Source organism: Bradyrhizobium sp. (genome assembly GCF_047605465.1).
In the GTDB taxonomy this organism is placed as follows: domain Bacteria; phylum Pseudomonadota; class Alphaproteobacteria; order Rhizobiales; family Xanthobacteraceae; genus Bradyrhizobium.
The window spans coordinates 146,990-162,243 of sequence record NZ_JASGFS010000001.1 but is presented as its reverse complement, the minus strand read 5'-3'; the positions used below and the strand labels follow the sequence as shown (position 1 = coordinate 162,243).

Here is a 15,254-nt window from a genome sequence, read left to right as displayed (position 1 = left end):
GCCGGTTCGCAGGCGGCGATCCGCATGGGGCTTCTATCTCGCCGTATAGCCACCATCCGCCAACTGGACCGAGCCGGTGATGAAACTGGCCCGGTCGGACAGCAGGAAAGTGACGAGATCAGCCATTTCCTGAGCGGAGGCCAGGCGGTCCATGGGGTGTCTGGCGATGATGGCGTCGCGTTCGTGGGATGGACGCGAGGCAAGCAGCGGGGTGTCGACATAACCCGGCGCAACGGCGTTGATCCGGATGCCCTTGTCTGCATAGTCGAGCGCCGCGGTCTTGGTCAGCCCCACGACGGCATGCTTCGTCGCCGTATAGGCCGCGGTGCCGGCCACCGCGATGACTCCGCAGATCGACGCGACGTTGACGATGGCGCCGCCGCCGGCCGCGAGCATCGCCGGAATTTCGGCGCGCATGCAGTAGAAGACACCCGACAGATTGACGGCGAGGCTCAGGTCCCAGGCGTCGGTCGACTGTTCGGCCAATGCGGCGCGGGGCGTGGCGATGCCGGCGTTGTTGACGCCGTAATGCAACGCGCCAAATCGCGCAACCGTGGCGGCGATCGCTTGGTCGACGGCATCGCGATTCGACACGTCGAGCTCGATCGGCAGGCAGTCCCGCCCTTTCGCTTTCAGCTCGTCGGCCAGCTTCGCCGCGCCGACGGCATCCTTGTCGGCGAGCGCGACGCTGGCGCCCAGCCCGGCGAGCGTTCGACTGACCGCAGCGCCGATGCCGGAAGCCGCTCCCGTGACGAACGCAACTTTACCCCTAAGCGCATTTTCAGCGTACATGTGCCCTTCTCGGATTGGATGGAAATGGTCGGGTGCTGCCGACGATCTCAACACCCTTTCGGGGCGCGGCAAGTCGCATGCGCTTGTGACAAGCCTTGCCGACGGCTCGGCTGCGACCGGTCCGCCACGTCGCGGCTGTCAAATCGCGCAGAGGGGGCCTGTTGATGCTCGGGCCGGCTGCGGACGGGTCTTCAGCCGGCGGGGGTCCGGTGGGTGGCGGCAGGGTGTTCGGCAGGCAGCCGGGCCCGGCCGGAACCATAGAGTTTCTCCCGCAGGGTGCCGCTCCGGTATTCGGTTTTGTAGACGCCGCGGCGCTGCAATTCCGGGATCACCAACTCGACGAAGTCGACATAGCTCTCCGGCATCAGCGCGTAGCTGAGATTGAAGCCATCGGCTCCGGTCTCCTCGATCCACGACTGCATCTCGTCGGCGACCCGCGCGGGTGATCCGACGATGACCGGACCACGGCCGCCGATCGAGTTGTGCTCCAGCAGTTCACCGACAGTCCATGAACGATTGGGGTCGGCGATCGTGAAGCTCTCGATCGCCGACTGCATACCCTCGCTGCGGATGTAGCTGACCGGGTCATTCGGCTTGTAGGCCGAGAAGTCGATCCCGCTCCAGCCGGAGAAAAGCACGCTGGTCGCCTCCGGGCTCGCGTACCGACGATAGTCGGCGAACTTCTCCCGGGCCTCTTCGTCGGTACGTCCGACGATCACCGTCAGCAGCGCAAAGACCAGAATGTCGGCGGGATCACGGCCGAATTCGACGGCGCGGCGTCGAATGTCGGCGATTGGGGCGGCGAGCGTCTGTTTGGACGGCGCGCTGATGAACACGCACTCCGCGTGCCGCGCGGCGAACTGACGGCCTCTCGTGGAAGTGCCGGCCTGATACAGCACGGGTGTGCGTTGTGGCGACGGCTCGCTGACAAACAGGCCTTCCACCTGGAAATGCTTTCCGTCATGCCTGATGGTCTGGACACGGCCCGGTTCGGTGAAGACACCGCTCTCCTTGTCCCTGCGGGCGGCGCCTTCGTCCCAGCTTCCCTCCCAGAGCTTGTAAACGACTTCGAGATATTCGTCGGCGGCATCGTAGCGATCGTCGTGCAGCCGCGGGCCGTCCTTTCGACCGGTCGCCTTGGCGCCGCTTTCGCCGAAGCTCGTGACGATATTCCAGCCGGCCCGGCCCTTGGTGAGATGATCAAGCGTCGTCATTCGACGCGCAAAGATGAAAGGTTGCTCGTAAGTTGTGCTGCTCGTGATTCCGAAGCCGAGATGTTCGGTGACCTGTGCCATGCCGGAGACCAGCAGAATCGGATCGAGGCGAGGAAACTGGACCCCGGCCCGGGTAGCGGCGGCGCTCGACCCCTGATAGACATCGTAGGTGCCGAGTCCGTCGGCAATGAAGATGCCGTCGAATTTGCCGCGCTCCAGCGTCTTTGCGAGGTCGGTCCAGTATTCGAGTGTGTTGTATTGCGTCGACCGGTCGCGCGGGTGCCGCCACATGCCCATCGACAGATGTGATGGCGCGAAGATCGCAAATGCGTTCAGCCGGATTTCCTTGCTCACCAACGGCACTCCCAACAAGTACGCAGCCACGAGGCGCCGCTGCGTTTTCGTCCTTCAAGTCTTGATAAAGGCATTCGCGAGCGTGCCTTGCAGGCCATCGGCGTTGACCGTGTGATCGTGCACGCGTTTGTTGTAGACGGTGAAAACCTGCTGAGCGACGAGATCAAGGCCCGGCAATTCGCGGGCAAGGATGCGCTGGACCTCGGTGTAGATCTCTATCCGCTTGGCATCGTCGACTTCCAACGCGCCGGCGTCGAGCAGGCGGTCGACCTCGGCGTTCTGGTAGTGCGCGCCATTGGAAAACGGGACACCGGGCTTGAAGCTTTTCGACGCGTAATAGGTTTGCAGGCGCGAAGGATCGGTGCCGTTGATGAGCCACGCATAGACGAAGTCGAAATCGCGGTCCGTATAGACGCGCTTGATGTAGGTGCCGAATTCCTGGGCGCGAACGGTGACGGCAATTCCGACCTTGCCGAGCGCCTGGCGGATATAGGCGGCGACGTTGCGAAAGCTCTCGGTCGAGGGCAATGGATCGAGCGTCAAGCCGAAGCGTACGCCGTTCCCCGCGCGTAGAAAGCCGGCCGCGTCGAGGAGCCGCTCCGCCGCCGGCGGATCGAAACGATAGACGTGGACGTCGCTTGCGGCATAACGGCGGAGCGACTTCGTGATCGGGCTGGTCGCGATCTCGCCATATCCGTTCCAGCCAAGCCGCAACACGGCTTCCCGATCGATCGCGTGAGCGACGGCTTGACGCACCGGAAGGTGCTTCAGGTATTGATTGTCGAGATTGAAGATGAGTGTGGTCCAGTCGCCGGCAGCCTCGTAACCGCGCGTCTCGATGCCTATCGTCGGATACGCCTTGAAGCGATCCAGGTCGGCGAGGGGGATCGGCGTATTGTAGCCGATGTCGCCTTCGCCCGTCTCGAGCGCGATCGCGATGGCGGCCATGTCCGGTATGATGCGCACGATGATGCCGTCGAGAAAGGGTTTCGGTTGGTCCCAATAGGCGGGATTCCGTTCGAGCCGGATGAAGCTGCCGTGAACCCATTCCCTGAACAGAAAAGGCCCGGTGCCGATCGGCTTGGCATTGACTGGATTGTTGAAATAATCCGTGCCGTCATAGAGGTGCTTGGGGATGATGGCCGTCTCGGTGCCCGAGAATGCCGTGAGCAAGGCGGGACTCGCCTGCGACAGCACGATCGTCACGGTGTGCGGGTCGGGTGTGCGGATCTCAGTCAGGTTCCGGAAATTGCTTCGGCCGGTCGGATGAATCTCTGCGGCCAGTCGAATCGAGAACGCGACATCTTCGGAGGTGAACTCGCGCCCGTCGTGCCATTTCACGCCCTGTCGCAACGCGAAGGTGAATTCTCGCTTGTCCGGGCTGACCTGCCATGATGTCGCCAGGTGCGGCTGCGGGTTCAGGTCGAAATCGTATGTGAGCAGGCCCTCGATGATCTTGCTGCTGACCAGCTTCGATGGCCCGGACGCATTGCCCGCCGATATCACCGCCGGTGGATCCTGACGAAGCAGGATCTTCAGGGTGCCGCCACGCTGAGGGACATCCGCCTGCTGTGAGAACGCAGCCGTTGCGCCCAAAGTGTGCCTGGCGAAAGTCGCAGCGGCGATCGCGCCGCCGATGAATGGCCGGCGCCCGATGTCGGAAGGCCGCGATCCCGTCATTCCACATTCTCTCTCAACGCTGGCGGCAGATCGCCGGCTTTGCGTTCTCTTGAAACGCGCTTGTGTCAATGCCGACTGTTCGTCGTGCTTTTCACGGAGCGTGGATGACACCCAAGTGGGTGTCAACGGAGCGCGATGAATAAGAGTAATATTGCTGCGGACGCGACTGAGGGCAGCACGTTGTTCGCAAAACCAACCGGCCGCGACAAGTTCATTTCGATCCAACATATGCCTCGCACAAGCCTGGCGCGCTCATCGATGACCCGAATGAAAAGATTCAGCGACGGCGACGCCACCAGGAAGGAAGGCAGAAATCTTGCTCCTCGCACTGGAATTCGCATGCGGACGGGTCGCGCCATGCGGCCTCAGATATGGCGCAGAATTTCATCCTGAATTTGCTGGCTCATTTGGAAACACTCTCCCGCTTTGGCGTCGTAGAAGCTGGTCGTGTTTTCGTCGTTTTCCTCATCTCGAAATTGGATTCCAAGATGACACTGAAGAGCATCGTTGCCGCTGCAGCGGTTCTGGCGACGGGCGCGATCGCAACCGATGCCGCGGCTGCCGGCCCTACTGTCGATCGCATCAAGGCGCGCGGCGAGCTCGTGTGCGGCGTATCTCAGGGGTCTGCCGGTCTTTCGCTGCCTGACGGGCAAGGCCGCTGGAGCGGGCTCGATGTGGACTATTGCCGGGCTCTCGCCGCCGCGGTTCTGGGGGAAGCTGCCAAGGTGAGGTTCGTTCCCTTGAGCTCGCAGCAGCGTTTCACGGCGCTGCAATCCGGCGAGGTCGACGTGCTCTCACGCAACGCCACCTGGACCGCCGGCCGTGATGCTTCGATCGGAATTCTGTTCGTCGGCACCATCTTCTACGATGGCCAGGCTTTCATGGTGCCGCGGAAGCTCGGTGTCACCAAGGCGACCGAACTCAGTGGCGCGACCGTCTGTGTCCAGCCCGGTACGGTCAACGAACAGAATCTGGTCGACTATTTCCAGGCCAACAAGCTGACCTTCAAATCGGTGGTGATCGAGAGCCTTCCGGAGCTCGAGGGAGCCTTCTATGCCGGGCGTTGCGACGTCTACCTGTCCGATGCGTCCACTCTGTCGGCCAGCCGGGCGGCCCGCGCATCGTCGCCGGACGATTTCGTGATCCTGCCGGAACGCATCACCAAGTCGCCACTGTCGCCTGCGGTGCGCTCCGATGACGCCAACTGGTTTGCCGTTGCGCGCTGGACGCTCAACCTTCTGGTCGAAGCCGAAGAGCTGGGGATCACCAGTGCGAACGTGGAGGCGCAGAAGAAGTCCGAGAGTCCGGCGATCCGGCGCCTGCTCGGTGTGACGCCCGGAATCGGCAAGAATTTCGGGCTCGATGAAAGTTGGGGCGCGCGCGTGATCGCCGCCGTCGGCAATTACGGTGAGATATTCGAGCGCAATCTGGGACCCAAGACGAGCCTGCGTCTGGCTCGCGGTCAGAACGCATTGTGGCGCGACGGCGGCTTGCTGTACTCACCGCCGTTCCAATAGGCATGACGTTCCGCAGGCTGGGAGCACGGTGCCTGGGCAGGCTCGGGGCCGCGATCCTCCGGCGGCGGTCGTACGGCTCTTCTTCGGCTGAGCCGGGGACCGGATGGGAATGTGCTCCGCCATGGCCGCGCGCGCGGTATCGCGATTGAAGCCGATGGGCTGGAGCACGGCAGTACCTGGACTGCCGTGCTCTCCTGCCGCTACGAATTTGGCGTCCACTTCCAGACGATGTCCCGCACGTTGATCTGCTTCGGTATCAAGCCGAGCTTGAAGAAACGGTCGGCGACGATCTGCTGATTGGCGGCAACCTCGTCAGTGACGGGCGTGATGGCGAAGTTCGATCGGTCTATCGCCTTGGTCAGCGCGGCCAGTTCGACGCCGGTCGCCTCGTTGAGGCTCTTGGCGATCTCGGGGCGATGGCTGTCGGCCCATTTTGCCTCGTTGGCAAACGTCTGGTTCAGAAGAGTCACGATGTCGGGATGCACGGTCGTGAACGGACGATTTGCGAGGAAGAATGCGCTCGTGCTGTGGGCGTCGCCGGCGAAGATCAGAACCCGGGCCCCCTTGGCCTCATAGAGTGCCAGATAGGGATCCCAGATCGACCACGCGTCGACCTGGCCGCTGCTGAACGCCGTCGCTGCGTCGGCCGGCGCAAGGTACAAGGGCGTCACATCCGCCAAGGTCAGATTGGCCTTTGCCAGCGCTGCTACGGCCGTGTTGTGCGCGCTCGATCCTTTCGCGATGGCGATCCGCTTTCCCTTGAGGTCGGCCACCGTCTTGATCGGAGAGTCGGCCGGCACCAGCACTGCTTCGTTCTTGCCGGAAGCTGGGAGAGCGGCTGTGTAGTAGAGGTTGGCCGTCGCTGCCTGGGCGAAGATCGGCGGGACGTCACCCGTATAACCGAAATCGACGTTGCCGGTGTTGAGAGCTTCGAGTAACGGAGGCCCGAACTGGAATTCGACCCACTTCACGGTGATGCCCTTCGGCTTGAAGATGGCCTCCAGCGTTCCGCGAGCCTTTACGGCGGGGAAAATCCCGGCCTTCTGAAATCCAATTCGAATCTCCTTGATCTCCTCGGCGGAGGCCGAATATGTGCCGGCCATCAAACCGGCGGTGGCACCAATGGCGAGAAGTAAGCGTCGTGAGAGCATTTGCGGGGTCCTGATCTTGTTCCATACCACCTTGCCCGCCTCGTGACCGGCTTTGAATTCCAAAGTTGTCGCGAGAAGAGGCCGGGATTTCGTGCGCGCCGCTCGTTTGGGACAATATTTTGCCCGGGCACACGCGAACGAGCCGGGATTGACGTCTGCCGGAGCGGTCGAACGGGGTGGGATGGAAGTCGAATGCGCTCGACGACAGACGAGAGATATTCGATGCGATCCGGTCGAGAGGGCTCAGCGCACTTGCCTGCCCATGACCGGCGAAGAGGTCCGCGGTCCCGCGGATACGATCATCATGGGGATCAGTCGTACATCCCAGGTCGGTGCCTTGAGCGGCACGCAATTCCAATCTAGGTCGGGCGAGCGGATTGCATTTCGTTGAGGCCATCGCGTCGTTCGGCCATGTCGGCCTTTCCGATGGCTCCTCCCAGAACCTTCAGTCGCTCCTCAATCCGAGACGCAGCCCTCGTTGTTGCATCGAGAAGAAATTCCAGGCGTCCGTTCGCAAATCGCGACATGATGGCTGCTGTCGTCACCGCCCCCAATGGGTTGCCAAAGGGACTTCTCACAACGTGCGACACGGCCCAGACATCGGGAACAACGTGGTTCTGTGTGAATGAATAGCCCTGCTTCCGCGCCTCTGCGATCTCCGTACGCGTGCGCTCGAGCGTAATGCCTGGAAATTTGGCGATGGCCGATTCGTTCTCGACGAGCATCGCGTCCGCTTCCGCCGCGCTGAGGGTCGCGAGTATCGCGATGCTCGCGGCGCCCACTCCGAGAGGCCGGCGATCGCCCTCCCGAATTGTGAGCGTCTGCACCGGGTAGCTACCCAGAACGCGATTCACGCATATCGTGTGATTGCCGCTTCGCAGCGAAAGATACGCGGTATCGCCCGTCGTCGCTGCAAGATCGTCCAGCGCGTCGCGTCCTATCCTCACGATCGGAAAAGCCTTCTCGGCGGCCATTCCCAGGAAGACGAGTTCAGGACCCAGATTGAACGTCTTGTTGTCCCGATCCGCGCTCACGAAGCCCTGCTCGATGAGAGCCTCCAGCAACCGCATGGTCGTGGCCAGACTCAAGTCGATGGCACGCGCGACCTGGGTTAGTTTCAGACCGCTTTCGCCCGACGAAGCAAGTACGGACAGGATCCGTACGAAGCGATCCAAGCTTTGCAAGCAAAATGCTCCAATGGTCCAGAGTTGAGGAACGGACGCTCAGGGTTCCACGACCAGTGATACTTGAAAGCCGGCCCATGTCACAAGTCCCATGGGCCGGGCAGAGCGAGAAGCGCAACGGACCGACGGCGGGGCCGAATATCCGTTGTCGCCTCGACGGGTCACTTCCAGTTGCGCGCCAGTTTTCGAACGTCCTCGGGATCGAACGAGCTGCTGGGCAGATCGAATATCTCGGTCGTCACGATTTCGGAAGCATCGAAGGCCTTCGGAATAACGCCCTCGCGGTTGAGAAGCTTGATGTAGGTCTCGACTTGCGCGGGATCGAACCGGCCTGGCCGACCGGACGGCTCCTTGCTCGGATCCCAGCTGCGCGCCGCGGACTTCAGTTCGGTGACGCCCTTCGCAAGCGCATCGGCCTCGCTGCTGCCCTGCTTGGCTGCGGGGTTGGTTTCCCAATACATCTTGACCGCGGCTTCGGGATTTTCCAACAGGAAGATCAAGCCCTTTCCGATCGCTTTCGAGAACCCCGACAGGGCCTCCTTCTTGCTTGCGATGACGGCCGCGGTCGTGAAGATCCCGCCATTGCCGGATTCTCCGATCTCCGGGTGATAGAAGTAGCGCAGCTTCACCCCGGCTCGCTCGAGGCCGGCATAGGCGGCATCCCAGAGCGACAGGGCGTCGACCTGTCCGGATTGCAACGCGATGTTGGCCGTGTCGCCTGCGCCCACCGGCAGGAACGTTCCGGATGTTTCCGATACGCCCGCACCCTTCAACATGGAGCGAGCGACGACGAGTGACGCGCTGCCCATGTTCGACACGCCGATCTTCTTGCCCTGAAGATCGCTGAGCGACTTGATCGGGCTGTTCTCCGGTACGGCGATGAAAAACGCCAACCGCGTATAGGTCTTGTGGAAGTACTTGCCCCTGAGCCCCTTGTCGTATCCGAGGATCGCGGGCTCGAGGGTAAATGCCCCGATGTCGGCTCCGCCGGTCGCGACGATCTGGGCCGCCAGGGGAGCTCCAGCGGTGTAGCGCATCTCGATGGAGATGCCTTCCTCCTTGAGGAAACCCGCTTTCTCCGCGACGTAGATCGGAATGAAGCTGATGTCGGGCGTGGGCGAACCACCCTGCAGGACGAGCTTTGTTTCCTTCGCGAGCGCAGACGTCGTCGAGATGTACGGACTTGCCAGCGACATGCCGGCGAGGCCGGTCAATCTCAAGAAGCTCCGCTTGCTGATGGTCTTCACGCTGTTCTCCTCGTTGTCTTGTGCTTGGAAATGGCTAGGTGATCTACGCGACCGGTAGGTTGGCGCGTCGTGCCCAGAAGGCGTATCGGCTGGCGATCATGCGCAGGATCAGATTGAAGGCGAGACCCATCAGGCAGAGATACAGCAGCACCGAAAAGACGCCGGTGACGTCGACATATGATTGACGTTGAATGATGAGGCTTCCCAGCCCGACGGACGAGCCGAGGAATTCTCCGACGATCGCGCCGATCACGGCGAAGATCACGCCGATCTCGAGACCGGCGAACAGATAAGGCAGCATGCTCGGCAATCGCACCTTGAAGAAGGTCTGCATGCTGGACGCCCTGAGCGATCGCATCAGGAGAATGCGCCGTTCGTCGACCGTCTTGAGGCCCGTGATCACGTTGACGAGTATCGGGAAGAGGGCGATCACCGCCGCGGTGATGACCTTCGACTGGATGCCGAAGCCGAACCAGATCACCAGCAGCGGCGCAACGGCGATTTTCGGAACCGTCTGCAGGGCCAGGATGACCGGGTAGATCGTTTTTTCGAAGAAGGGAATGAGGCCGATCACGCTGCCCAGCACAAGGCCGAAGAATGCCGCGAGCAGGAAACCGGAAATGACCTCGGTCACCGTGATCGCCAGGTGCGGCCCGATCGAGCCATCCAGCATGTCGCGCCACGCGCGTATCGCGATGTCGCTGGGCGCGGGCACCATGTAGGCCGGGACATTGAGCAGCCGCACGGCCGCCTGCCAGGCAACGAGCAGGACGACGAACGTCGCAGCGGTGATCAGGCGGGACGTCAAGGCGCTCGTCCAGAGCGACTTTCGAGGGGCAGCTACGCGGAGTTTTTCGACGGAGGGCATCTTCGCACTTTCAAGGTCAAGGGCTCGATTCACGGCAAGACCTCAACTGTCGAGGAGTTTGCGAAGGCGCGAGACGTAGGCGCCGAACCGGTCCGAGTTCATCAGTCCGATCTCCCGCGGCCGCGGGATGTCGATGGTCACGATCTCGCGGACTGTCGAGGGACGGCCGCTCATGACGAAGACCCTGTCCGACAGGAACGCGGCTTCGGATATCGAATGGGTCACGAATATGATGGTGACGCCCGACTGCAGGCTGATGCGCTGCATCTCGAGATTCATCTGCTCCCGGGTCATCGCATCCAGCGCACCGAATGGTTCGTCCATCAGCAGGACGGCGGGAGCGCCGGACAACGCGCGTGCGATGGCTACGCGCTGCTGCATGCCGCCGGAAAGCTCGGAGGGAAACTTGTTCTCGAAGCCCGAGAGATTGACGAGCTTCAACATCTCCATGGCGCGCTCGCCGCGTCGTCCGCGCGACAATCCGCTGATCTCACCGGGAAGCTCGACGTTCTGCTTCACCGAGCGCCAGGGAAAAAGGATCGGATCCTGAAAGACGACGCCGACGTTCTCGTTCGGGCCTCGAACACGCGACCCGGCCATCGTGATCTCACCCTCCGACGGAGCGAGAAGTCCCGCGATCATCATCATCAGGGTGCTCTTCCCGCAGCCGGAGGGGCCCAGGATGGAGATGAATTCACCGCGCTTGATGGTTGCCGTCACGGAATCGACGGCTCTGACGGTCGAGCCATCGAGCGCCGCGTAGGTCTTGGCCACCCTCGTCATGTCGATCAGCGGCTCGCTGTCGAACGCGGGCGGCGGGGCGGAGGTCTCGATATCCATGATCCGTACGGCCCTCTTTCGTGAGTACGTTTCCTGTATCTTTCATTGTACGATATTTATATGCGGGGACGATAGTCAACATAACTATCGTCATAACATCAGTTATTTTTGATTTCCCGGTCGCGCTTGGCTAAGATTAGATCAGATAAGTTTCATCTAGTGAAATGGATCGCAGGGTATGGACGACAATTCGACGCCTGAATTCGCCGATATGGCGGTCGTCAATTCGAAGACCTACACGGTGGATCTGTCCCGCCGGTGGGCCGATGCCTTTGCCGTCAAGGACGGGGTCATCATCGGGGTGGGGACTGAGGCCGACATCAGCAAACTCATTGGGCCGCAAACCGAGATCGTCGATGCCGAAGGCCGGCTAGTGTTGCCGGGCATCATCGATGCGCACACCCATTGCTACGAGGGGGCACGGGCCGAACTGTTCGAGTTGCAGCTGCCGCCGAACGTCAACGTCGACACGATGCTCGAAAGTGTTCGTGTGGCCCGAGAGTCCCGGAAGCCGGGAAGCTGGATCGTGGGCGGCGCCTGGAGCAGTGCGCTGGCTCCGCAGTTGTCCTCACGCGATGCATTGGCCGCATACGATCGCGCCACGGGCGATCATCCGACGGTGCTTCGCGAGCTGAGCTATCACGCCCGATATGCCAACTCGGCGGCGATGAGGCTCGCGGGCATCGACAGATCGACACCGGATCCGGACAACGGAACCATCGTCCGCGCCGCCGACGGCACGCCGACCGGCTTGCTGCTCGAAGCGGCGTGCGGCCTGATCGACAGCACCGTTCCGCCTTACACGCTGAACGACCAGATGGCCGCCGCTAGGCATGCGGTGGCGAAGTATAACGGCTTCGGCGTGACCGGTTTCACTCATGCGGTGACGTCCGAGGCGACGATGAGGATCTTCAAGGAGCTCGATGATGCCGGCGATCTGCGAGCGTGGATCGCGACCTGCATCGCCACCGAGTCGCTGATCACGCCGCAGCGTGACGGCATTGGGGATGGCGTCGTCGCGCGACGAGACTCGTATGCGTCGAGGCATGTCGCCATCGATTTCGTGAAGTATTTCATGGACGGCGTGCCGGCGACGCGAACGGCTGCGTTCATGGATCCCTATGTCGCCGAGGACGGCGGCCCTGGGCCGCTGGTGCAGCCTTTCCACGCCGTCCAGCAGCTGACGGATCTGATCGCGCCGCTCGACGCACAGGGAATCCACGTCAAGGTTCACGCAATCGGCGACAAGGCCATCCATGACGTGCTCGACGCCATCGAGAACGTTCGAAAGCAAAACGGACGAAATGGGCCCCAGCACCAGATCGCTCATCTCAGTCATATCTTGCCGGATGACATTCCGCGTCTGTCCGAATTGAACGTGATGGCGGATCTCTGCCCGCCGCTGTGGTTTCCGAACGCGACGATCGCAAGAAACCGCGCGGTGCTGGGCCAGGAGCGTGCCGACCGGTCCTGGCCGGTCAGGAGCCTGCTGAAAGCAGGCACGCATGTCTGCATCGGGACGGATTGGCCCGCGCTGGCGCCGTCGCCGAATCCATGGCCCGGCATGTCGGCGCTGATCACCAGGGAGAATCCGGAAGGTATCGTCAGTGGTCAGCTCGGTCCTGACCAGGCGATCGACCTCGCTGCGGCCATCCCGCTCTACACGCTGAATCCGGCGATCAGCATGGGTTTTGGGGAGCTCACCGGCTCGATCGCAGTTGGAAAATTCGCGGACTTCATCATCCTCGACCGCAATCTCTTCGAGATCCCACCGCGCGCGATCAGCGAGACGCGTGTACTGCAAACCTATTTCGCCGGCAAAAGGGTCTACGCATCCGACGAGCGATGAGCGGGGCAGGGATTTCGATCAGATGAAAACGACTGCGATCCGACGATGTCGGGCGCGCCATGCTTCTCGCGCGCCCAACGCGTAGCGTATCAAGTCATGCATGACGGTCCCGGGAGCGACCTGTCAGACGCGGCCCATGGCCTGGTCGAACCTGTCGAGCAGGATGGCCGCGTCGTCCTTGCCGAACACCATCGGAGGACGGACCTTCAACACGTTCAGGCCGGGTCCCGTTAGCCCGACGAGGACGCCAAGCTCCCACAACAGGTTGATGGCGCGCCGCGCTTCCGCGGTTGCCGGGACTTTCTCGCCTCCGCGCCGGTGCGCCAATTCCACGCCGAGGAAGAAACCGGTTCCCCTGACATCGGTGATCAAGCGGTGTCGCTGCCCCAACTGGATCAGTGCGGCCTTCAAATCGGCTCCGACCGCGCGCGCATTCGCCTGCAAGCCTTCACTGCTGAGCACGTCGAGGACCGCGGCGCCCGCGGCGCTGGCGGCGGGGCTTCCCCCGAAGGTGTTGAAGTAGCGCCCCTTGTTGCGGAACGATTGCACGATCTCACGCCGCGTGACCACGACGCCGAGCGGGTATCCGTTTCCGGTCGCTTTGCCCATGGTGACGATGTCGGGCATCACGCCGACGGCTTCGAAGCCCCACATGGCTTCGCCGAGCCGGCCGAAGCCGGGTTGCACCTCGTCGGAAACGACCAGGCCGCCCTGCTTGCGCAGCCTCTCGAGCCCGGCTTCCATCGCTCCCTTGGCGGGCAGGCGCACGCCGTCGGAGGCGAATAGAGGATCGAAGTAGAATGCGGCGGGAGGGCGTTTGTTTGCCGTCAACGTCTCGATGGCGGCGGCCATGCCCTTGTCGAAGGTCGCCGAACCGGCTTCGGAATCCCCATCCTCCGCAGACCGGTCGATCGGTGCATCGACCGTTGCGACCCAGCCTTCGTTTTTCCCGCTCGGTGTCGAAACGACGTCCAGCGCGCTCACCATCGTCGAGTTGCCGTGATAGGCGTAACTGGTCGCGATGGCACCGCTGCCGCCGGTATGCGCGCAAGCAAGCCGCCAGGCGAGGTCGTTCGCCTCGGTGCCGGAGCATGTGAGCATCACCGTATCGAGCTCCGCCGGCATGGTCGCCTTGAGAGCTTCCGCATAATCGAGGACGTGGGGGTCCAGATAGCGCGTGTTGGTGTTGACCGAAGCCATCCGGGCCTGAACCGCCGCGACCACTCTGGGATGGGCATGACCCACATGCGGAACGTTGTTGTACGCGTCGAGGTAGCGCTTTCCGTCAACGTCGGTGATCCAGACGCCTCGGGCGTCGACGGGCTCGAACGGCTGCTCATAGAACAGCCGCATCCCCGGGCCCAAGGCGCGCTCTCTGCGAGCGATAAGATCGTTCATGGATAGCTCCTGAATTGCACGAAGGGGACTTAGGGACGGCAGGCCTGCCGGAAGCAATCGGTCGACCTGTCGCGATCCGCCAGGAGGCGCTCGACGGTGTCGAGATATGGTCTGTCGAGGCTCGGCTCGTAATACTCCGCGCGATCCGGATAGGTCGAATAGCGCCATCCCTTGATCGCCAGCCGCATCATCAGTCGCGTCGTGATGAGATCGACCAGCACCGAAAGCTCGGCGTCCTGCAGCGGCACGACCGCGTGATAGGCCGAAATCATTTCGCATGCGGCCTGGATGGGATCATTCTGATCGTAGATCTGATGCGCGGTCGTCACCGCCACGTCGATCACGCGGGGCGAGTACACGGAGTCGCCGAAGTCGATGATTCCGGAAATGCGCTCGCTGTCGACGTCCTGCATCAGGATGTTGTTGCGATTGAGATCGTTATGGATCGGCTGCCACGGCAAGTCGTCGAGCGCCGGCCGGACGCTGCTTTCGAAGCGTTGAAGCACTCGGGCGACGATCGCGCGCTCGGATGGATCGGAAATGGCCGACTCGAAGCGGCGCAGCCGGCCCGCGTGCTTCATGTCCCAGAGCAGGGGGTAGTCGGCTGCTGTATGATGAACTGTGGAGAGCGCGCTGCCGAGGGCGGCTGAAATCCGGCCGATGTCGCGGCGGATGCCGGGCTTCGAAGCGCTGCATCGCGCTTGCGGCATGCCGTCGAGATAAGTGAGCAGGCGAACCCCGTAAGTCAATCCATCCGAGACGTAGCGGGTCAGCAGCGCGCCGTCGGTTGCGGGCACGAGCCGGGAGGCCGGAACGTCCGGTTGCAGCCGCCGGACGGCTTCAAGCTCCTGATTCTGGAAATCGAGAACGTCGAGGTTTTCAGCACTGTTCGCGATCTTCAGAACGAACTTGGTCCCGTCGTCGCGCACGATGCCGAAATTCTGATCCCGCTCGCCGGTCGTGAGCTTGGCCGTCGCCGCGAAACCAAACACGTCGCCGAGGATGCGCTGCGCGTCGGTCTCCGAAAAAGCCGGCGGAGGATTGTCGAGCGTCGCGCGGATTGCGCTTTCGAACGGGTCGATTTCGGCCGATTTGGCGGCTGCGCCGTTCTGCGGGTTTGGATTGATCGTCATGCCAGCTGCAGATCTCCGGGAAGGATG

General features: G+C 62.3%; 12 protein-coding genes. 2 read left to right on the top strand and 10 right to left on the bottom strand.

The window, feature by feature from the left end; translation table 11 throughout:
* Positions 1-33: 33 nt before the first annotated feature.
* From QM712_RS00800 to QM712_RS00790, 3 genes are all read right to left on the bottom strand, one after another.
* The gene (locus tag QM712_RS00800) at positions 34-792 is read right to left on the bottom strand and encodes an SDR family NAD(P)-dependent oxidoreductase (RefSeq protein WP_415021109.1); all 759 of its coding nucleotides are present in this window, start codon (positions 790-792) and stop codon (positions 34-36) included.
* Positions 793-983: 191 nt separating this feature from the next.
* Positions 984-2,360 (bottom strand): LLM class flavin-dependent oxidoreductase, encoded by a 1,377-nt coding sequence (locus tag QM712_RS00795; protein WP_415021108.1) that lies wholly within the window; start codon positions 2,358-2,360, stop codon positions 984-986.
* Between the two features lie 54 nt (positions 2,361-2,414).
* Positions 2,415-4,265 (bottom strand): ABC transporter substrate-binding protein, encoded by a 1,851-nt coding sequence (locus QM712_RS00790; protein ID WP_415021107.1) that lies wholly within the window; start codon positions 4,263-4,265, stop codon positions 2,415-2,417.
* 263 nt (positions 4,266-4,528) lie between these two features.
* Between QM712_RS00790 and QM712_RS00785 the strand changes: the two genes are divergently transcribed.
* Entirely contained in the window at positions 4,529-5,557 is a 1,029-nt protein-coding gene (locus QM712_RS00785; RefSeq protein ID WP_415021106.1) for an amino acid ABC transporter substrate-binding protein, read from the top strand.
* A 200-nt stretch (positions 5,558-5,757) separates the two neighbouring features.
* Here QM712_RS00785 and QM712_RS00780 read toward each other — a convergent pair whose 3' ends face one another.
* The 5 genes from QM712_RS00780 to QM712_RS00760 all read right to left on the bottom strand — a co-directional run bounded on the left by QM712_RS00780 (position 5,758) and on the right by QM712_RS00760 (position 10,847).
* Entirely contained in the window at positions 5,758-6,708 is a 951-nt protein-coding gene (locus QM712_RS00780) for an aliphatic sulfonate ABC transporter substrate-binding protein (protein WP_415021105.1), read from the bottom strand.
* A 359-nt stretch (positions 6,709-7,067) separates the two neighbouring features.
* Positions 7,068-7,892: an IclR family transcriptional regulator gene (locus QM712_RS00775; RefSeq protein ID WP_415021104.1), complete on the bottom strand. Its 825-nt coding sequence runs from the start codon at positions 7,890-7,892 to the stop codon at positions 7,068-7,070.
* Positions 7,893-8,053: 161 nt separating this feature from the next.
* Positions 8,054-9,139: an ABC transporter substrate-binding protein gene (locus tag QM712_RS00770; RefSeq protein ID WP_415021103.1), complete on the bottom strand. Its 1,086-nt coding sequence runs from the start codon at positions 9,137-9,139 to the stop codon at positions 8,054-8,056.
* 43 nt (positions 9,140-9,182) lie between these two features.
* Complete coding sequence (locus tag QM712_RS00765) at positions 9,183-9,947, bottom strand: ABC transporter permease (protein ID WP_415021102.1); 765 nt, start codon at positions 9,945-9,947, stop codon at positions 9,183-9,185.
* 102 nt (positions 9,948-10,049) lie between these two features.
* Positions 10,050-10,847 carry an ABC transporter ATP-binding protein gene (locus tag QM712_RS00760; protein WP_415021101.1) on the bottom strand — a complete coding sequence of 266 codons (798 nt, stop codon included), beginning with the start codon at positions 10,845-10,847 and terminating at the stop codon, positions 10,050-10,052.
* A gap of 178 nt (positions 10,848-11,025) precedes the next feature.
* Here QM712_RS00760 and QM712_RS00755 point away from each other — a divergent pair, with 178 nt between their 5' ends.
* Positions 11,026-12,696: an amidohydrolase gene (locus QM712_RS00755; RefSeq protein ID WP_415021100.1), complete on the top strand. Its 1,671-nt coding sequence runs from the start codon at positions 11,026-11,028 to the stop codon at positions 12,694-12,696.
* Positions 12,697-12,819: 123 nt separating this feature from the next.
* Here QM712_RS00755 and QM712_RS00750 read toward each other — a convergent pair whose 3' ends face one another.
* Both QM712_RS00750 and QM712_RS00745 read right to left on the bottom strand, forming a co-directional pair.
* Positions 12,820-14,151, bottom strand: a complete 1,332-nt coding sequence (locus tag QM712_RS00750) for an aminotransferase class III-fold pyridoxal phosphate-dependent enzyme (RefSeq protein ID WP_415021099.1) — start codon at positions 14,149-14,151, stop codon at positions 12,820-12,822.
* Positions 14,124-15,227 (bottom strand): phosphotransferase, encoded by a 1,104-nt coding sequence (locus QM712_RS00745; RefSeq protein ID WP_415021098.1) that lies wholly within the window; start codon positions 15,225-15,227, stop codon positions 14,124-14,126. The genes QM712_RS00750 and QM712_RS00745 overlap by 28 nt, the downstream gene beginning before the upstream one ends.
* Positions 15,228-15,254 lie beyond the last annotated feature (27 nt).